Source organism: Bradyrhizobium diazoefficiens USDA 110 (assembly GCF_000011365.1).
GTDB classification, from domain to species: Bacteria; Pseudomonadota; Alphaproteobacteria; order Rhizobiales; family Xanthobacteraceae; genus Bradyrhizobium; species Bradyrhizobium diazoefficiens.
In genome coordinates this window covers 6,529,348-6,548,771 of sequence record NC_004463.1, presented here as the reverse complement: position 1 = coordinate 6,548,771, position 19,424 = coordinate 6,529,348, and the positions used below count along the sequence as shown (strand labels likewise).

Annotated in this window: 18 protein-coding genes; 14 read left to right on the top strand and 4 right to left on the bottom strand. The window is 64.7% G+C overall.

What is annotated here, in order from left to right; genetic code table 11:
* Positions 1–423 precede the first annotated feature (423 nt).
* The 6 genes from BJA_RS30140 (at position 424) to BJA_RS30115 (ending at position 6,307) form a co-directional block, all read left to right on the top strand.
* The gene (locus BJA_RS30140) at positions 424–1,602 is read left to right on the top strand and encodes an ABC transporter substrate-binding protein (protein WP_011088694.1); all 1,179 of its coding nucleotides are present in this window, start codon (positions 424–426) and stop codon (positions 1,600–1,602) included.
* A 197-nt stretch (positions 1,603–1,799) separates the two neighbouring features.
* The gene (locus BJA_RS30135; protein WP_011088693.1) at positions 1,800–2,669 is read left to right on the top strand and encodes a branched-chain amino acid ABC transporter permease; all 870 of its coding nucleotides are present in this window, start codon (positions 1,800–1,802) and stop codon (positions 2,667–2,669) included.
* An 8-nt stretch (positions 2,670–2,677) separates the two neighbouring features.
* Positions 2,678–3,706, top strand: a complete 1,029-nt coding sequence (locus BJA_RS30130) for a branched-chain amino acid ABC transporter permease (RefSeq protein WP_011088692.1) — start codon at positions 2,678–2,680, stop codon at positions 3,704–3,706.
* Positions 3,703–4,458 carry an ABC transporter ATP-binding protein gene (locus BJA_RS30125; protein ID WP_011088691.1) on the top strand — a complete coding sequence of 252 codons (756 nt, stop codon included), beginning with the start codon at positions 3,703–3,705 and terminating at the stop codon, positions 4,456–4,458. Before BJA_RS30130 ends, BJA_RS30125 begins: the two co-directional genes overlap by 4 nt.
* The gene (locus BJA_RS30120; RefSeq protein ID WP_011088690.1) at positions 4,451–5,167 is read left to right on the top strand and encodes an ABC transporter ATP-binding protein; all 717 of its coding nucleotides are present in this window, start codon (positions 4,451–4,453) and stop codon (positions 5,165–5,167) included. Before BJA_RS30125 ends, BJA_RS30120 begins: the two co-directional genes overlap by 8 nt.
* A 21-nt stretch (positions 5,168–5,188) precedes the next feature.
* Positions 5,189–6,307, top strand: coding sequence for a cobalamin-independent methionine synthase II family protein (locus BJA_RS30115; protein WP_011088689.1), 1,119 nt, complete (start codon positions 5,189–5,191; stop codon positions 6,305–6,307).
* Between the two features lie 125 nt (positions 6,308–6,432).
* On the opposite strand, the gene BJA_RS30110 is transcribed toward BJA_RS30115, so the two are convergent.
* Positions 6,433–8,151, bottom strand: coding sequence for a caspase family protein (locus BJA_RS30110; RefSeq protein WP_011088688.1), 1,719 nt, complete (start codon positions 8,149–8,151; stop codon positions 6,433–6,435).
* 166 nt (positions 8,152–8,317) lie between these two features.
* Between BJA_RS30110 and BJA_RS30105 the strand changes: the two genes are divergently transcribed.
* The 7 genes from BJA_RS30105 (at position 8,318) to BJA_RS30075 (ending at position 16,000) form a co-directional block, all read left to right on the top strand.
* A complete protein-coding gene (locus BJA_RS30105) occupies positions 8,318–9,673 on the top strand; it encodes a hypothetical protein (RefSeq protein ID WP_028173200.1) in 1,356 nt (451 codons plus the stop codon).
* Between the two features lie 63 nt (positions 9,674–9,736).
* The gene (gene metK, locus BJA_RS30100; protein WP_011088686.1) at positions 9,737–10,933 is read left to right on the top strand and encodes a methionine adenosyltransferase; all 1,197 of its coding nucleotides are present in this window, start codon (positions 9,737–9,739) and stop codon (positions 10,931–10,933) included.
* Between the two features lie 123 nt (positions 10,934–11,056).
* The gene (gene ahcY, locus BJA_RS30095; protein WP_011088685.1) at positions 11,057–12,478 is read left to right on the top strand and encodes an adenosylhomocysteinase; all 1,422 of its coding nucleotides are present in this window, start codon (positions 11,057–11,059) and stop codon (positions 12,476–12,478) included.
* A 169-nt stretch (positions 12,479–12,647) separates the two neighbouring features.
* On the top strand, positions 12,648–13,067 hold the full coding sequence (locus BJA_RS30090; RefSeq protein ID WP_011088684.1) for a nuclear transport factor 2 family protein: 420 nt from the start codon (positions 12,648–12,650) through the stop codon (positions 13,065–13,067).
* Between the two features lie 51 nt (positions 13,068–13,118).
* A complete protein-coding gene (locus tag BJA_RS30085; RefSeq protein WP_011088683.1) occupies positions 13,119–14,585 on the top strand; it encodes a flavin-containing monooxygenase in 1,467 nt (488 codons plus the stop codon).
* A 142-nt stretch (positions 14,586–14,727) separates the two neighbouring features.
* A complete protein-coding gene (locus tag BJA_RS30080) occupies positions 14,728–15,390 on the top strand; it encodes an AAA family ATPase (RefSeq protein WP_011088682.1) in 663 nt (220 codons plus the stop codon).
* Positions 15,359–16,000, top strand: coding sequence for a phasin family protein (locus tag BJA_RS30075; protein WP_162494130.1), 642 nt, complete (start codon positions 15,359–15,361; stop codon positions 15,998–16,000). The genes BJA_RS30080 and BJA_RS30075 overlap by 32 nt, the downstream gene beginning before the upstream one ends.
* A gap of 25 nt (positions 16,001–16,025) precedes the next feature.
* Here the strand turns inward: BJA_RS30075 and BJA_RS30070 are convergent, their stop codons facing one another.
* The 3 genes from BJA_RS30070 to BJA_RS30060 are packed head-to-tail and all read right to left on the bottom strand — an operon-like array spanning position 16,026 to position 18,257.
* Entirely contained in the window at positions 16,026–17,258 is a 1,233-nt protein-coding gene (locus BJA_RS30070) for a YbfB/YjiJ family MFS transporter (RefSeq protein ID WP_038967043.1), read from the bottom strand.
* Between the two features lie 32 nt (positions 17,259–17,290).
* Positions 17,291–17,527 carry a tautomerase family protein gene (locus tag BJA_RS30065; protein WP_028173203.1) on the bottom strand — a complete coding sequence of 79 codons (237 nt, stop codon included), beginning with the start codon at positions 17,525–17,527 and terminating at the stop codon, positions 17,291–17,293.
* A 19-nt stretch (positions 17,528–17,546) separates the two neighbouring features.
* On the bottom strand, positions 17,547–18,257 hold the full coding sequence (locus BJA_RS30060; RefSeq protein WP_011088678.1) for an SDR family NAD(P)-dependent oxidoreductase: 711 nt from the start codon (positions 18,255–18,257) through the stop codon (positions 17,547–17,549).
* 213 nt (positions 18,258–18,470) lie between these two features.
* On the opposite strand from BJA_RS30060, the gene BJA_RS30055 reads away from it, so the two are divergent.
* Positions 18,471–19,394, top strand: a complete 924-nt coding sequence (locus tag BJA_RS30055; RefSeq protein WP_011088677.1) for a LysR family transcriptional regulator — start codon at positions 18,471–18,473, stop codon at positions 19,392–19,394.
* Positions 19,395–19,424 lie beyond the last annotated feature (30 nt).

Here is a 19,424-nt window from a genome sequence, read left to right as displayed (position 1 = left end):
TACCGGGTTGGAGCCGGCGCGAGGCCCCGGATGTACCAATTCTGCAAAAGAAAGACGAAATCTTCCATCCACGCGGCCCGTCGCGTTTCTAGACTGCGGCGGCGGCCTCGCGACAACGTGGCTTGGCCCGGCGAGGGGGCTTTTTCGTTGACAGGTCCATTTTATTTGTACAATCGTACAAATAAAAGCGGCCAAGGTCGGGGCGTTCGGGTCACCTCGACGTAACCGCGACATCACTCCCCGCCGTCGGAAATCGGGACGCTCGGCTTGCGCCGAATGGTCGCCAAACGTCCGATTGACAAGGGGGGCGCCAAGGACGCCATGTGGCGCGCGATAAGGCTCGCGCGTGAGCTAGAGTGAGGCAAGGACCGGGCACTCGGTTCGCCGCACAAGAGGTCAGGAATCAAGGGGAGGGACACTCTGATGTTCGAACGCAAACAACTTTCTTGGGCTGCCGCGGTGGCCGCCGTTGCAGGCTTTGTGGCCGTCGCGCCGGCCAGGGCCGAGGACACCGTCAAGGTCGGCCTGATCCTGCCGATGACCGGCGGCCAGGCCTCGACCGGCAAGCAGATCGAGAACGCGATCAAGCTCTACATGCAGCAGAAGGGCGACACCGTCGCCGGCAAGAAGATCGAGATCATCCTCAAGGACGACGCCGCGATTCCCGACAAGACCAAGACCGCCGCGCAAGAGCTGATCGTCAACGACAAGGTCAATTTCATCGCCGGCTTCGGCGTGACGCCGGCAGCCCTCGCCGCCGCGCCGCTGGCAACGCAGGCCAAGATTCCGGAAGTCGTGATGGCGGCAGGCACCTCCATCATCACCGAGCGCTCGCCCTACATCGTGCGCACCAGCTTCACCCTGGCGCAGTCCTCGACCATCATCGCCGACTGGGCGGTGAAGAACGGCATCAAGAAGGTGGCGACGCTGACCTCGGACTACGCGCCGGGCAACGACGCGCTGAACTTCTTCAAGCAGAATTTCACCGCCGGCGGCGGTGAGGTGGTCGAAGAGGTCAAGACGCCGCTCGCGAATCCCGATTTCGCGCCGTTCCTTCAGCGCATGAAGGACGCCAAGCCCGACGCAATCTTCGTGTTCGTGCCGGCCGGTCAGGGCGGCAACTTCATGAAGCAGTATGCCGAGCGTGGCCTCGACAAGGCCGGCATCAAGGTGATCGGACCGGGCGACGTCACCGACGACGATCTCCTCAACAACATGGGCGATGCCGTGCTCGGCACGGTCACTGCGCACCTTTATTCGGCGGCGCATCCGTCCGCGATGAACAAGGATTTTGTCGCGGCCTACAAGAAGGCCTTCGGCACTCGTCCGGGCTTCATGGCGGTGAGCGGCTATGACGGCATCCACCTCATCTACGAGGCGCTGAAGAAGACCGGTGGCGACACCGACGGCACCAAGCTGGTCGAGGCGATGAAGGGTCAGAAGTGGGAGAGCCCGCGCGGCCCGATCTCGATCGACCCCGAGACGCGCGACATCGTGCAGAACATCTACATCCGCAAGGTCGAGAAGGTCGACGGCGAGCTCTACAATGTCGAGTTCGCGACCTTCGAAGCCGTCAAGGACCTCGGCAAGACCAAGAAGTGACGCGCGAAAGCGCGTCATCCCGGAGCTCTCCTCTTACCTCTCCCGCTTGCGGGAGAGGTCGGCGCAGAGCGCCGGGTGAGGGTTCTCTCCTCATCGGGAGTCTCTCAGCGGAAAGACCCTCTCCCCAACCCTCTCCCGCAAGCGGGAGAGGGAGCGCAGCACGTCCCTGGCTCACCTGAGATAATTTCCGGCTCGCGATGACCTCTATCCTCACCAACCTGTTCGATGGCGTTGCCTACGGCATGCTGCTGTTCGTGCTCGCTTGCGGGCTCGCGGTCACGCTCGGCCTGATGAACTTCGTCAACCTCGCCCACGGCGCCTTCGCCATGACCGGCGGCTATGTCTGCATGGTGCTGGTCAACCGGATGGGCTGGCCGTTCTTCGCCGCGCTGCCGCTCGCTTTCGTCTCGTCGGCGGCGATCGGCATCGTGCTCGAGCGTACGCTCTACCGCCATCTCTATACGCGCAGCCATCTCGACCAGGTGCTGTTCACCATCGGCCTGACCTTCATGTCGGTCGCGGCGGTCGACTACATCCAGGGCTCGTCGCGGGTCTTCATCAACCTGCCGGCCGCGCTCCAGGGCCAGTTCGACCTGTTCGGCGTCGGCATCGGCCGCTACCGGCTGATGATCATCGTGATCTGCGGCCTGCTCACTATCGCGCTCCAGATGGTGCTGGCCAAGACGCGTTTCGGCAGCCGGCTGCGCGCCGCCGTTGACGATCCGCGCGCCGCCAGCGGCCTCGGCATCAACGTGCCGCAGGTGTTCGCTTTCACGTTTGCATTCGGTTGCGGGCTCGCCGGCCTCGGTGGCGCGCTCAGCGCCGAGATCCTCGGCCTCGACCCGTATTTCCCGCTGAAGTTCATGATCTACTTCCTGATCGTGGTCACCGTCGGCGGCTCGTCCTCGATCACCGGCCCGTTCCTGGCCTCGCTCCTGCTCGGCATCGGCGACGTCGCCGGCAAGTACTACGTGCCGAAGATGGGCCCCTTCGTGATCTACACCATGATGATCGTGATCCTGATCTGGCGCCCGAACGGCCTGTTCGGCCGCACGGCCGCGCGTTGAGTTCGCCGATGAGCGCTTCCTCCGACGTCGGTTATCACGCCCAGCGCCATGCGCGCTGGCACTATGGCGAAGTCGCCTTCTGGCTGATCGTGCTGGCCTGCGGCTTTGCATTTCCCACGCGCTATCTGATCATGACCGACATCCTGCGGCTGGCGCTGTTTGCGATGTCGCTCGATCTCATCCTCGGCTATGCCGGCATCGTCTCGCTCGGCCACGCCGCCTTCTTCGGCGTCGGGGCCTATGCGGCGGGGCTGCTAGCGCTTCACGGGATCGTCAACGAGCCCGTGCTCGCGCTGATCCTGGCCGGCCTTGCCGCGATGGTGCTGGGCTTCGCCACCAGCTTCCTCGTGATCCGCGGCGTCGATCTCACCCGGCTGATGGTGACGCTCGGCATCGCGCTGCTGCTGGAGGCGCTCGCCGAGCGCTTCTCCAACATCACCGGCGGAACCGACGGCCTGCAGGGCATCGAGATGCAGCCGATCTTTGGCGAGATTCCGTTCGACATGTTCGGCAAGGCCGGCTTCTTCTATTCGCTGGCCGTGCTGTTCGTGTTGTTCCTGTTCGCCCGCCGCGTCGTGCATTCGCCGTTCGGCCTGTCGCTGCGTGCGATCAAGAACAATCCGCTGCGGGCCGCGGCGATCGGCATCCCCGTCAACCGCCGCCTGATCGCGATCTATACGCTGGCGGCGTTCTATGCCGGCATCGCAGGCGCGCTGTTCACCCAGACCACCGCGATCGCCTCGCTCGACGTGTTCGCCTTCGAACGCTCCGCCGACCTGATGCTGGTGCTCGTCATCGGCGGCACCGGCTATCTCTATGGCGGGCTGGTCGGCGCGGTGGTGTTCCGTATGCTCCAGGAATTGTTCTCCACCATCACCCCGCAATACTGGCAGTTCTGGATCGGCCTCGTGCTGGTCGTGATCGTGCTGGTCGGCCGCCAGCGCCTGCATCGCTGGGTGCTGTATGTGCCGAACCTGATCATCAAGCAGGTCGCGGGCCGTAAAGCGGTCGTCGCCGTGCCGGAGAGCGACGCATGACCATCGCGCTCGAAACCCAGAACCTCGAAAAGCAGTTCGGCGGCTTGCGCGTCACCCGCGATCTCTCCTTGAAGATCGAGCAGGGCGCCCGCCACGCGCTGATCGGTCCGAACGGCGCCGGCAAGACCACTGTCATCAACCAGCTCACCGGCGTGCTGAAGCCGAACTCCGGGCGCATCCTGCTGGAAGGCCAGGACATCACCGATCTGCCCGTGCACAAGCGCGTGCTGCGCGGCCTGTCGCGCACGTTCCAGATCAACCAGCTCTATCCCGACCTGACCCCGCTCGAGACCATCGGCCTTGCCGTCTCCGAGCGCCTCGGCCATGGCGGCGACTGGTGGCGGCGGATGGGCACGCGCAGCGACGTCAACGGCGAGATCGCCGATCTCCTGACGCGCTTCCATCTTCTCGATGTGATGAACGAAGAGACCGTGACCCTGCCTTACGGCAAGCAGCGCCTGCTCGAGATCGCGGTCGCGATCGCGGCCAAGCCGCGCGTGCTGCTGCTCGACGAGCCCGCCGCCGGCGTGCCCGAGAGCGAGCGCCACGACATTCTCGCCGTGGTCGGCGCGTTGCCGCGCGACGTCACGGTGCTGCTGATCGAGCACGACATGGATCTCGTATTCTCCTTCGCCGACCGGATTTCGGTTCTGGTCTCCGGCGCGCTGCTCACAGAAGGCCCGCCCGAGCAGGTCGCGCGCGACCCGCAGGTCAAGGCGGTCTATCTCGGCGAGGAGGCGGTCAATGTCTGACCTGCTCGAGATCGAAGCCTTGCGCGTGGGCTACGGCGAGGCGGTGGTGCTGCCGAAGATGTCCCTGCGCCTCGCCGAAGGGCAGGTGCTGGCGCTGCTCGGACGCAACGGCACCGGCAAGACCACGCTTATCAACTCCATCGTCGGCGTCACCCGCCGCTTCTCCGGCACCGTCGCGCTCGCCGGCACGGATGTCACCACGCTCCGACCCGACCAGCGGGCGCGCGCTGGCATCGGCTGGGTGCCGCAGGAGCGCAATATCTTCCGCTCGCTCACGGTCGAGGAGAACATGACCGCGGTGGCCCAGCCCGGTCCCTGGACGGTCGAGAAGGTCTACGAGATGTTTCCGCGGCTGAAGGAGCGGCGGGGCAATTTTGGCAACCAGCTCTCCGGCGGCGAGCAGCAGATGCTGGCGATCGGCCGCGCGCTGACCCTCAACCCGAAGGTCCTGCTGCTGGACGAGCCGACCGAGGGCCTTGCCCCCATCATCGTCGAGGAGCTGTTGAAGGCGATCGGCACCATCACCCGCGCCGGCGGCATCTGCTCGATCATCGTCGAGCAGAATGCGCAAAAGATTCTGGGGCTCGCCGACCGTGTTGTGATATTGGAACGCGGAACGATCGTCCACGACGCCCCGAGTGCCGCGCTGAAGGCCGACCCCTCGGTCCTGGAGCGCCACCTCGGAGTCGCAGGGGCGGCGGCCCACTAAAAAATCCTCGGGAGTTCAAGAATGCAGCGAACCAAAGCCCCCTTCCGTGCCGACGAGGTCGGCAGCCTCCTGCGCCCCGCCAAGATCAAGGAAGCCCGCGCCAGGCTTGAGAAGGGAGAGATCTCGGCCGACGATCTGCGCAAGATCGAGGACATGGAGATCGAGAAGGTCGTGCACAAGCAGGCCTCGGTCGGGCTGAAGCTTGCGACCGACGGCGAATTCCGCCGCTCCTGGTGGCATTTCGACTTTCTGGCCAAGCTCACCGGCTGCGAGCTGTTTCACCCCGACACCGGCATCCAGTTCGCCGGCGTGCAGACCCGTCACGATGCGGTCCGCGTGATCAGCAAGCTCGACTTCCCCGACGACCACCCGATGCTGGACCATTTCCGCTTCCTGAAGAAGTGCGCCGACCAGGCCCACGTCACCGCCAAGATGACGATCCCCTCGCCGGCGGTGCTGCACTTCCGCGGTGGCCGCAAGTCGATCTCCAAGGACGTCTATCCCGATCTCGATGCCTTCTACGAGGACCTCGGCAAGACCTATCGGAAGGCCGTGAAGGCGTTCTACGACGCCGGCTGCCGCTATCTCCAGTTCGACGACACCGTGTGGGCCTATCTCTGCTCGCCGGACGAATTGCAGAAGGCGCGCGAGCGCGGCGACAATCCGGATGGTCTCCAGCAGATCTATGCGCGCATCATCAACTACGCGCTGGCCGAGAAGCCCGCCGACATGGTAGTGACGACACATGTCTGCCGCGGCAATTTCCGCTCGACCTGGATCTCCTCGGGCGGCTACGAGCCGGTGGCCGAGACCATGCTCGCCGGCACCAATTACGACGGCTACTTCCTGGAGTACGACAGCGACCGCGCCGGCGGTTTCGAGCCGCTGCGCTTCCTGCCCAAGGGCAACAAGGTCGTCGTGGTCGGCGTCATCACCTCGAAGTTCGGTGAGCTCGAGAAGAAGGACGACATCAAGCGCCGTCTGGAAGAGGCCGCCAAGTTCGCGCCGCTTGAGCAGCTCGCACTGTCCCCGCAATGCGGCTTCGCCTCGACCGAGGAAGGCAACATCCTCTCCGAGGAAGAGCAGTGGGCCAAGCTGAGCCTTGCGGTGGAGATCGCGAAGGAAGTGTGGGGCAACTGAGGCACAGCGTCATCCCGGGGCGTGCGTAGCGCGAACGATGGTGCGCGCTTGCGCACCTGAGGAGTTCGAGATCCCGGGTCTGGTGCTTGCGCACCACCCCGGGATGACGGCGCGCAAGCGCATCGTCACTTCTCCGCCAGGTAAACTTCTCCCAGCAGCGACGAATTCGACCACGGCACCTGCTTGTTCTTCGTAGTCGACACCACTTCCGCCCGCACCCGCGTGAGCATCTGCTGCACCTCCAGCCCGAGCGTGCCGATGTGACGGGACAGCGCGGCGGAGAACGGCGAGTTGGCGCCGTCGCCGTCGAGCGCGACCTGGCCCGGTGCGGTGGCGAACGCGATCAGCGTGCCGGCGCCGAGTGTCGCCCCGGCGCCGAGGCTCGTCGGAGCCGCGAGGCCCGAGGCGCCCTCGATGCCGCGATTGGCAGCGGCTGAAGCCACCTGCTGTGCCATCGGGTTGTTGCGGCAGGCATCGAAAATCAAAATGTTGGTGCGGACCTGATCGTCGAGGCCGGCCATGATCGTGTCCATGTCGATCATCGCCTCCGTCATGGCCGTGCCCGGCTTGAGTTCGACGTCGACGGGAATGAGATAGTTGCGGCCGTCCACCTGCACGCCATGGCCGGCATAGTAGACCACGGCGACTTGCGCCCGGGCCGCATCGCGCAGGAAGTCGCGCGTCATCTTCTGCATCGCGGCGCGGTCGAGGTCGACGCCCTCCGACACGGTGAAGCCGATGTCGCGCAGGCTCTTGGCGACGGCGCGGGCGTCGTTGGGTGGATTGGGCAGCGCCTTCACATGCGCATAGGCGCCGTTGCCGATAATCAGCGCCATGCGCGTGCCGCGCACGGCCGGAGCAGGCGAGGGCGCGGATGCCGCGCCGGTCTGCTGCGGGGCAGGGGCCGCTGTCGGCTGCGTCGTGGGCGAGGGCGCATCGCGCGGGATCGGCACAGCTGCATCGCTCACCAGCGACAGCCGCACTTTTGCGGTCGCCTGGTTGGCCTTGCTGCCGGCGTCCGACGCCACGATCGCCAGCGTCGCCTTGTAGTCGTCGCGTGCGCGGGCGTAGTCGCCTTTCGCTTCATAGGCCAGCGCGCGATGGGTATAGCCCGAGATCAGCACGCTGTTCGGCGGCGTCATGATGTTGGCCGGCGGCTTTTTCTCGGCGAGCCGGATCGCCTCGCTGCCATCGGCGATGGCGCGATCGAGATCGCCCTTGGCGCGCCAGATCGAGGTACGGTTGATCAGCGGCTGCGGCAGCGTCGGGTCGAGCCGGATCGCTTGGTTGATGTCGGCGAGCGCGCCGTCGAGATCGCCGAGTGCTTCTTTCGAGATGCCGCGGTTCTGGAACGAGAACGCCGATTTCGGATCGGCTTTGATCGACATGTCGTAGTCGGCGATCGCCTTGGTGTAGTCGTGCTTGCCCCGCCAGGCGTTGCCGCGATTGTGGAAGATGATGCCGCTGGGAGGTCCGAGCTTCAGCGCATCGTCGAAATCGGCGATCGCGATGTCGTAGTCGCCCTTGTCGTAATAGGCCGAGCCCCTGAGGTTATAGACCGCCTGGCTCGGCTGCAGCCGGATCGCCTCCGTGGCATCAGTGATGACCTTGGCGTAGTCGCCCTTCTTGTTCCAGCCCACCGCGCGCCAGAAATAGACGGTCGCGAGCTGTTCGCCCTTGAAGACCTTCAGCGCGATGATCTTGGTGCAGGCGTCGACCATCTTGTCCGCCGGGGTGGTCTCGGTGGTGCAGAGCGGCCCGAGCTGGTTGCGCGCCTGCGCCAGGGCGGACGTCGACCCCAGCACGACGGTGAGCAGGCAGAGCGCGACGAGCAGGCGGCGCATGGCGGTCGTCCCGTAAGAGGAGAAGTGCTTGTTTGTTGCCCGGCGGTGCGCCGGGGTTCACGCTCCCGTCGTTGGACCTGGGGTGAAGCAAGCGAGGGTATTCCCCCGGTGGGCAGACTTTGCTAAGAGATGGGACCCAACATCGCTGCCCACCACCTTCCCACTCATGAAAAACGACGAAATCCTGAGCCAGATCACCGAGTTCTGCCGCAAGGCGGATATGGCGGAATCGACGTTTGGCCGGCGCGCGGTGAACGATGGGAAGCTGGTGCATCGCCTGCGCGAGGGAAAGCGCATCACCATCGACACGCTGGAACGGATCCAGGCCTATATGGCGGCGTCGATGGCCGGCGGCGTGCCGCCGCCACGAGGCCTTCAGGTGCCCCCGGAAAAGCGCGATCCGCGTGGTAATTTCCGTTTCTTCGAGAACCGGCAGAAATATTTGCTGTTCGTCCACACCTGTAGCGAAAAGCGGGTGATCGCGGACCGGGTTGCGCTGGAACTGGCCGCCATCCACCCGCGCCCGCCGGCGCTGCGCCTGTTCGACGCCGGCGTCGGCGACGGCACGGTGCTGGCGCGGGTGCTGCGCGCGACGCACCAGCGCTTTCCGCACATGCCGTTCTATGTCGCCGGCAAGGAGCTCAGTCTCGAGGACCTGCGCCTGACGCTGGAGAAGGTGCCGGATCGCATTTTCGAGCATCCTGCGTCGGTGTTCGTCTTCACCAACATGTTCTATTCGGAGGCGCCCTGGCTCACGCCGGCATCGCCCGCAGCGGCGGCCGCCACCGTCTGGCACGAGGTTCCGCTACGTGGCGCCTCGTCGGGCGAGTTCGAGCAGCAGATCGCAGAGCTGCGGCCGTTCCTGGAGCAGAACTGGCGCGCCGCGATCAGCCCGCGCACGGCCATGCCGCTCTACGAGCGGCCCGTCGTCCTGGTGCTCTATCGTGAGGATCACCGGTTCCTGCTGGATTCGACCATTCCGCGGCCGGGCCAGACCGAGGCCAATTTCGACCTCGTTATTGCATCCCAGCCATACCGTGCGCTGTCCTCGGTCAATTTCCGGGCAAAGCGGATCATTGCGCCTCTGGCGCGGGCATTGCGGCCGGGGGGGCGCCTGATCGGTATTCACTCCCATGGTCACGATCCGGGCATGGAAATGATCCAGGCAATCTGGCCCGGAGAAAATCCTTTCGCGGTCAGTCGTCATGAGCTATTGCGCGCAGTTAAGTACGAGCTCGGATCGTTGGGCCGCGACCTAAATTTTAATGCCTACGCGGACAACCGCTCGATCTTCAGGTATGATATGGAAGCGCTGCCCAACGAGGTGACGGGTACTATCGGAACCTCGACGGCCTTTGCAGCGTGGAATGCGGCGGTGTATGTCGCTCAGATCGAGGACGACCGGTTGGCAGAAATGACTCAAAACGGCCGCACTCTGGATGCCGCCAGGGACGTGCTGAGAAAGTACAACGGGCTCTGGTTTCTTGACGAATCCTACGTCATCTCGCGCCGGCGTGATTGACATAATCCAAAGGTAAACATCGCAAACGAACCGCCGTGCAGTGGCGGAACAAGGGGTTTCTTGATGCGCGCGTCCTATCTCTTCACCAGCGAGTCCGTGTCCGAGGGCCATCCGGACAAGGTCTGCGACCGGATCTCCGATGAAATCGTCGATCTGTTCTACCGCGAGGGGCCGAAAGCCGGCATCGACCCATGGCAAATCCGCGCCGCCTGCGAAACGCTCGCGACTACCAACAAGGTCGTGATCGCCGGCGAGACCCGCGGCCCGAAGTCCGTCACCAACGAGCAGATCGAGGGCGTCGTGCGCGCCGCGATCAAGGACATCGGCTACGAGCAGGAAGGTTTCCACTGGAAGACCTGCGACATCGAGATTCTGCTGCATCCGCAGTCGGCCGACATCGCCCAGGGCGTCGATGCGCTTCAGCCGGGTGAGGTCAAGGAAGAAGGCGCGGGCGACCAGGGCATCATGTTCGGTTACGCCACCAACGAGACGCCTGACTTGATGCCGGCGCCGATCTTCTACGCCCACAAGATCCTGCGCCTCATCTCCGAAGCGCGCCACTCCGGCCGCGAGAAGGTACTGGGCCCGGATTCCAAGAGCCAGGTCACCGTGCAGTACGAGAACGGCAAGCCGGTCGGCGTGCGCGAGATCGTGGTCTCCCACCAGCATCTGGTGCCGGACCTCACCTCCAGCCAGGTGCGCGACATCGTCGAGCCCTATGTGCGCGAGGCGCTGCCGAAGGACTGGATCACGCCGAAGACGATCTGGCACATCAACCCGACCGGCAAGTTCTACATCGGCGGTCCCGACGGCGACGCCGGCCTGACCGGCCGCAAGATCATCGTCGACACCTATGGTGGCGCGGCCCCGCATGGCGGCGGTGCGTTCTCCGGCAAGGATCCGACCAAGGTCGACCGTTCTGCGGCCTACGCCGCGCGCTACGTCGCCAAGAACATCGTTGCCGCCGGTCTCGCCGACCGCTGCACGCTGCAGCTTGCCTATGCCATCGGCGTGGCGCGGCCGCTGTCGATCTACATCGACACCCACGGCACCGGCAAAGTGCCGGAGGAACAGCTCGAGAAGGCGGCGGCGCAGGCGATGGATCTCACGCCCCGCGGCATCCGCAGCCATCTCGACCTCAACCGCCCGATCTACGCGCGCACCTCGGCCTACGGCCATTTCGGCCGCACGCCCGACAACGAGGGCGGCTTCTCCTGGGAGAAGACCGATCTCGTCGAGCAGCTGAAGCGCGCGCTCTAGTTCACTTGCGTCATTCCGGGGCGCCGCGACAGCGGCGAACCCGGAATCTCGATCCTCCGGATTCCGGGTTCGCTCTTTTCGCGAGCGCCCCGGAATGACGAGTCAAACAAACAGGAACCCCCTATGAACGCGAAGCCCGGCTTCACCGATTACATCGTCAAGGACATTTCGCTCGCCGATTTCGGCCGCAAGGAACTCTCGCTCGCCGAGACCGAGATGCCCGGCCTGATGGCCACCCGCGAGGAGTTCGGCCCGAAGCAGCCGCTGAAGGGCGCGCGCATCGCCGGCTCGCTGCACATGACGATCCAGACCGGGGTGCTGATCGAGACGCTGGCAGCACTCGGCGCCGACATTCGCTGGGTCTCCTGCAACATCTATTCGACGCAGGACCACGCTGCCGCCGCGATCGCGGCCGCTGGCATTCCCGTCTTCGCCGTCAAGGGCGAGACGCTGACCGAATACTGGGACTACACCGCCAAGCTGTTCGACTGGCACGGCGGCGGTCATCCGAACATGATCCTCGATGACGGCGGTGATGCCACCATGTACGTCCATCTCGGTCTGCGTGCCGAGAACGGCGACACCGCCTTCCTCGACAAGCCCGGCTCCGAGGAAGAGGAAGTCTTCTTCGCGCTTCTGAAGAAGCAGCTCAAGGAAAAGCCGAAGGGCTACTTCGCCGAGATCGCCAAGAGCATCAAGGGCGTTTCCGAAGAGACCACCACGGGCGTGCATCGTCTCTATGACATGCAGAAGGCCGGCACGCTGCTGTGGCCGGCGATCAACGTCAACGACAGCGTCACCAAGTCCAAGTTCGACAACCTCTATGGCTGCCGTGAATCGCTGGTCGACGGCATCCGCCGCGGCACCGACGTGATGATGTCGGGCAAGGTCGCGATGGTCGCGGGCTTCGGCGACGTCGGCAAGGGCTCGGCCGCCTCGCTGCGCCAGGCCGGCTGCCGCGTGATGGTCTCCGAAGTCGATCCGATCTGCGCGCTCCAGGCCGCGATGGAAGGCTACGAGGTCGTGACCATGGAGGACGCCGCCCCGCGCGCCGACATCTTCGTCACCGCGACCGGCAACAAGGACATCATCACCATCGAGCACATGCGCGCGATGAAGGATCGCGCCATCGTCTGCAACATCGGCCACTTCGACAACGAGATCCAGATCGCGGGTCTGCGTAACCTGAAGTGGACCAACATCAAGCCGCAGGTCGACGAGATCGAATTCCCCGACAAGCACCGCATCATCATGCTGTCGGAGGGGCGCCTCGTGAACCTCGGCAACGCGATGGGTCATCCGTCCTTCGTGATGTCGGCGTCCTTCACCAACCAGACGCTGGCGCAGATCGAGCTGTTCGCCAACAACAAGGACGGCAAGTACAAGAAGGAAGTCTACGTGCTGCCGAAGACCCTCGACGAGAAGGTCGCGCGCCTGCACCTCGCCAAGATCGGCGTCAAGCTCACCGAGCTGCGCAAGGACCAGGCCGACTATATCGGCGTGAAGCAGGAAGGCCCGTACAAGAGCGATCACTACCGCTACTGATCCGACCTCATCGAAACATCAAAGCCCCGGAGCGATCCGGGGCTTTTTTGTTGCCCACCCGTCTGATACGCTCTCAGGTAGAGCCAGAAAAAGCCTGCCACCTTCGCAGCGGGCGGCCCATTGCCCGGCACATATTGTCTGACACCGAAAGCATTGTGGAGGAAGTGCGATGTCCAACGAGGCCGCTAACGTCAAGATCTTGCAGGACGCCTATCACCGGTGGAACGAGAGCAAGGGAGGTAGCGTCGACCATTGGTTCGACGTCGTCGTTGCTCCGAAGATCAACTTTGCCTCGATCCCGCGCGGCGTCGAGCCGCTGGCATTTGCCACGGAATACCACGACAGCGTGAAGCTCCGCGATTATTTCGACACGCTGCTGTCCGAGTGGAGCATGCAGCATTACACGATAAATGAATACGTGGCGCAGGGCGACGCGGTCGTCGCGCGAGGCTCCTGCGCCTGGATCAACAAGCGGACCGGAAAACTCGCCGAAACGCCCAAGCTCGATTTCTGGCGCTTCAAGGACGGCAAGGCGATCGAATTCTACGAGTATTTCGATACGGCCTGCGTAGTCGCCGCAGCGACCTGACGGTTGCAATTCGGCGCGGCGCCGCCCATCCTGTGTGGAGGGAGAAACGCGATGGCCGAAGCCAAAGAACATGTCGACGTGCTGATCGTCGGTGCCGGCCTGTCCGGCATCGGCGCGGGCTATCATCTTCAGGCGAAGTGCCCGGGCAAGAGCTACGTCATTCTCGAGGGCCGCGACTGCATCGGCGGCACCTGGGATCTGTTCCGCTATCCCGGCATCCGTTCGGACAGCGACATGTTCACGCTCGGCTATTCGTTCAAGCCTTGGACTGATCCGAAGGCGATCGCCGACGGGCCGCAGATCCTGAACTATGTGCGCGAAACCGCGGCCGAGAACGGCATCGCGAAGCACATCCGCTTCCGCCATCGCGTCAAGCGTGCGGCGTGGTCGACGTCGGATGCGCGCTGGACCGTGGAGGCCGAGCGCATCACGGGCGAGGACGCGACCGAGGTCGTGCGCTTCACCTGCAATTTCCTGTTCATGTGCTCGGGCTATTACAAATACGAGGCGGGCTATACGCCGGAGTTCAAGGGCGCGGCGGATTTCGCCGGCCGCATCGTGCATCCGCAGAAATGGACCGAGGACATCGACTACGCCGGCAAGCGCGTCGTCGTGATCGGCTCGGGCGCGACCGCGGTGACGCTGGTGCCGGAGCTCGCCAAGAAGGCGGCGCAGGTCACCATGCTCCAGCGCTCGCCGACCTATGTGGTGTCGCGTCCGGCGCAGGACCCCGTCGCCAACAAATTGCGCCGCAACCTGCCGGCGCGGCTTGCCTATCATCTGATCCGCTGGCGCAACGTGATGTGGGGGATGTTCTTCTTCCAGCTCAGCCGGCGCAGGCCCGCGAAGGTGAAGGACCTCATTCTCAAAGGCGTGCAGATGGCGCTCGGCCCGGACTACGACGTCGCGACCCATTTCACGCCGCGCTACAATCCCTGGGACCAGCGGCTGTGCCTCGTGCCGGATGGCGACCTGTTCAAGGCGATCCGCGAGCAGCGGGCTTCCGTCGTCACGAGCGAGATCGACAATTTTACCCGCGACGGGATCCGCCTGAAGGACGGCCGGGAGCTCGCGGCCGATATCATCGTCACCGCGACGGGGCTGGTGCTCCAGGTCGTCGGCGGTCTCGAGATCAGCGTCGACGGCCGCGCTGTCGATTTCGCCAATACGCTGACTTACAAGGGCATGATGTATGCCGACGTGCCCAACATGGCGTCGGCTTTCGGCTACACCAACGCGTCCTGGACGCTGAAATGCGATCTTACCTGCGAATATGTCTGCCGGCTCATCAACTACATGGACCGGCACAATTTCCGCCAGTGCATGCCGCACAATGACGATCCGACGATCACCGCGCAGCCGTCGCTCGATTTCACCTCGGGTTACGTGCAGCGCTCGGTCGCCAAGATGCCGAAGCAGGGCTCGAAGCAGCCGTGGCGGCTGTACCAGAACTATGCCCTCGACATCGTCTCCTTGCGCTTCGGCCGGATCGACGACGGTGTGATGCAATACTCCTGATCTTGCTACGTAAATTACCGGGAGAGGCTCGCGATCGCTTGAGACGAATCGCGACTTGGGGTAGAATTTTTGCGCTGCAAGAAGTTTATTTCCGGCGGTGTCTGAGTTCCACGTTGTTGCCGTCCTGAGGAGAACGCGGAACATGTACATCCTTGCTCTGGTCACGCAGAAAGGCGGAAGCGGCAAGAGTACGCTGTCCGTTGGGCTGGCGGTGGCAGCGATGCAGCGCGGCGAGCGCGTCGCTCTCATTGAGGCGGATGCGCAAGGTACGATCTCGAGATGGAAAGGGCGCCGTGAGAAGCCCTATCCTCGCGTCGATTGCGTCACCGATCCCAGCGAAATCGAGCCGGTGATATCCCGCCTCAAGGCCGAAGGGGTTTGGCTCGCAATCATCGACACAGCTGCCACGAACAATGCCTTGGCGACGCGCGCCATTGCCAGTGCCGATCTTTGTCTCATCCCGGCTCGTCCGAGCCCGGCCGATATCGAAGCCGCAATACCAACGCTGATCGCTACCCGCAGGCTCGATCGCCGGTTTGCCTTCATCCTCAATCAGGCGCCCACACGGGGGGGGCGGTTGAGCGAAGCTGCCACGTCGCTCAACTCGCTCGGCTTGCTTGCGCTCCCCTTCATTGGGCAGCGCAACGACCACCAGGATGCGCTCGGGGCAGGGCTGGGCGTAACCGAGTACGCGCCGGAGGGAAAAGCCTCGGAGGAAATTGCGGCCCTGTGGGGTTGGATCTCGGAGCGCCTTATCGTGGAGTCGAATGATCATGGGCAAGCCGCGCTCAAGACAGCCTGCTGACGTTGCACGCGCCGGGCGTCGCTCGCTGGTGGAGCTGGCGGCCGAAGTGAGCCGCGCCGTCGACGAGGGCTTGGCGATGCCGCCGGGCTCGGTCTCCGCCGTCCTGCAAGATGCGCCGCAGATCGCGCAAGCTGTGCCCGCTCCGATGATTGTTCCGGTACAAGAAGCGGCCGGCGTCATCGCTGCAAGACCTGAACCTCCGGGCACTACCACCATTGATCTCATCGTGGACATCGCCAAGGATTGTCAGGCGCGTGCTTTGGACGGCATGAAGACTGGTGCTCACGCTGCGCTGGATTATGCCAGGGACCTCGCCAAGCCACGGCTGGCCGATGTGGTATCGGAGGCCAATGGAATCGCCGCCGGAGAAGGCCACCTCATCGAGGCAATTGGAACGGCGGCTGAGTGTCGCGTCGTCGTGCTCGAACTGATGAAAGTCAATGCGGGCGCGACCTTGGAGTATGCGCGGGAGTTGGGCCGTGCGAGAACCCTGGCGGAGTTGGTTGAGCTGTCGAGCACGCATGCGCGACAGCAATGTGAGTTGGTCCTGAAGCAAACCGAGCTGCTGCGATCGCTTGCTCAAATCATGACAAAGCCCGGTGCCGGGTAGCACCGCTCGCCTGCCGTCATCGCGCTCAGGATCTGCGCGGGACGATCAGTGCGAGGCCGAGATCAATCGCGAGCGCCAGGACCGCTGCGCCGCCGCCTAAACCGAACAGCACGAGATAGTCGCCCCCGGTCTGCGCATAGATCCAGGAGAAGCCGTAAGCCGCGGCCGCCTGGAACAGCGCAAAGCTGGTGGTGGCATGGCTCCATGTCGCGCGCTGCTGCTCGGTTGCGTGCGGGACCAGCTCGTGGATTCGTCCGAGCACCAGCGGCACGATGCCGGGCGTGAAGCCGCCGACCACGACGCTCGACACGATCAGCGAAACCGGCGCGGTGCTGACGGTCGGCAGCAGCACGGCCGCCGCCTCGATCAGGAAGGCTGCGCGCAGCGCCGGACCGAAGCCTGACCGGTCGCCAAGATGGCCGGTGACGAGCGGGCCGACGATCGCGCCGAGACCATACAGCACCCAGTAGCGCGATCCCGCGGCAATGCCCTGGCCGAGCCCGCGCGCCACGAAATCGACGATGAACACCATGTGCGGCACCAGCGCCACCGCGTTGAGGCCGTATTGGACCAGCAGCGCGCGGGCCGCCGTCGATGCATGGTGGTGCTTCGCGTGATGCAAAGGCGCAGCACTAGCCTTCGTTTCCGCAGGCCAGTTCCACCAGCTTGCGAGGGTGAGCAGGGCGGAGAGGGCGCCAAGACCATACCAGCTCTGCTGCAGGCCTTGTTGCAGCAGCAGCGGCACCAGCGTGCCCGACGCGGCGACGCCAAGGCCGACACCCGCGAAGATCACGCCGCCGACGATGCCGCGCCTCGCGGCAGAAATGTGCGGCAGGATGACGGACGCCGCCAGCACCATGATGACGCCGCCGGTGAGACCCGACAGGAAGCGCCAGGCGAAGAACCAGGAGAACGACACCGGGGCGGAGCTGGCAAAGAAAGAGAGCGTTGCGAGCAGCATCATCGCACGCAACGCGCCGACCGCGCCGACGCGGGTGGCGACGGCCCGGGCCGCGAGTGCGCCCGCAAGGTAACCGGCAAGATTCGCCGCGCCGAGATAGACGACATCCGACGCGCTGAACCACTTTGCCGCGATCAGCGCCGGGATCAGAGGCGTGTAGGAGAAGCGGGCGAGGCCAAGTCCGACCAGCGAGGCGGACAAGCCCGCCACCGCATATCGCCAAATCTGCCGTGATTCCGATCCCGGCCGCTGATGCGGCCGGGTCTCAACGTGCTGCTTCGTATCTGCGTTGGTCATGTCATCCTCCTGCGCGCTCGATCGCGCGCGAATCATCCTGTCTGGGCGGCGCGGCGACGCCGGAATTCCGGCACGGGCAGGCCGCCCCAGCCCCAATTGTCGGTGTCGACTTCCTCGATCACGACGAAGGTGGAATCGAGCGGCTTGCCGAGCACGTCGAGCAGGAGCTGGCTCGATCCCTTGATCAGCGCGGCCTTCTCTTCCGCCGTGAGTGACGCCGCGCCCGGCGTCGTTCCCTCGCGGGTCACTTGAATGGTGACGATGGGCATGGTGTCTCTCCTCTCGCGCTCAGTGGCCGGCGCTCTGGCCGCCGTCGACATGCAGGATCTCACCGGTGACGAAGGACGCACCCTCGAGATAGAGCACGGCATCGACGATGTCGGACATCTCGCCCATGTGGCCGACCGGATGCAGCGCGCTGAGCTCGGCATGCGTCGAAACCGGATGCATCGGCGACCTGATGACGCCGGGCGCCACTGCGTTCACGCGGATGCCGCGCTTTGCGTATTCGATCGCGAGCGACTTGGTCGCGGCGTTGAGGCCGCCCTTGCTCAGCGAAGCCAGCACCGAGGGCACGTTCGAATTGGCGTGATCGACCAGGGTCGTCGTGATCTGCACGATATGGCCAGAACCCTGCTTCTCCATCTCGGCGATGGCGAGCTGCGTGATGTTGAAGAAGCCCGCGACGTTGGTGCCCATCACCGCCGCATAGTCCTCGGCGGTGTACTGCGTGAACGGCTTTGCGACGAAGATGCCGGCATTGTTGACCAGCGTGTCGACGCGGCCGAAGCGGGCGACGGCTTGCGAAACCACGCGCTCGGCGGTGGCCCGGTCGGCGATGTCGCCGGGAACGGCGAGGACGTCGTCGTCGCCCGACGGCTTGATGGAGCGCGCCGTTGCGACGACGCGATAATTGCGATCGCGAAAACCCTGGACCAGGGCGGCGCCGATGCCCTGCGATGCACCGGTGATGATGGCGACCTTCTGCTCGATACCCATGACGGACTCCTGTTGTTGGGTTTCAGAACCTGTGCCAGCGGCTGCTGGCCTGCGCGCTGAGGTACGCCGCGGCGGCCCGGCTGCGAATACACGTTGTCCGGCAGACACTGTTACGCGGCGCGAACGAATGCCGGATCGGCCGCGGCGGCGGTTGTCGCGGCGCGGGCGAACGCCTAGCTTGTCACCGGAATTTGATGGTGCGGCGGGAAGCGTATGGATCGTCTGGATGCGATGAAGGTGTTCGTCCTTGCGGTGGACGAGGGCAGCCTCGCCGCCGCCGGGCGCAAGCTCGGCCGCTCGCCGGCGGCGGTCAGCCGCGCCATCGCCTTCCTGGAGGAGCGGGTCGGCGCCGAGCTGCTGCACCGGACGACGCGGTCGATCAAGTTGAGCGAGGAAGGCGAGCGCTATGTCGCGATCTGCCGCCGCGTGCTCACCGAGCTGGAGGAGGCCGACGACATCGCGGCCGGACCGCGCGCGGCGCCTCGTGGCCTGCTCACGATCACGGCGCCGGTGGTCTCGGGGGAGATGGTGCTGCGGCCGATCCTCGATGCGTTTCTCGACGCCTATCCGACCGTGTCGGCAAAGCTCCTGCTGTTCGACCGCGCGGTCAACCTGATCGAGGAGGGCGTCGACATCGCGCTTCGCATTGGCCATCTCGCGGATTCGGCGATGGTGGCGATGCGGATCGGCGAGATCAGCCGTGTCGTGGTGGCTGCTCCCCGCTATCTGAAGCAGCATCCACGCATCACCGAGCTCGGCGATCTCGCCAAGCATCAGATCGTGGCGATGGCGCATCTGCCCAATTCCTGGACCTTCGCGCCACAGGCGGGCTCGTCGGCAGCCCGCACGGTTCAATTCACGCCGCGGCTCGTCGTCAACAGCACCTATGCGGCCGTGGCGTCCGCGGTCGCCGGGCGCGGCGTCGCGCGGATGTATTCGTACCAGGTCGCCGAGCAGGTCGCGCGCGGCGAGCTCGAGATCGTACTGGCCGCCGACCAGGATCCGGAGATGCCCGCGCATTTGATCTGCCCGCAGGGGCGGCTCTCGGTGCCCAAGGTGCGGGCGTTCACCGACTTTGCCGTGCCTCGGCTGAAGAAGCAGTTCGCGCTGCTGAAGAAGAGCATCAATGCGCGCTGAGCCGCTGCGCGCCCGGCAATGCGTTGTTTT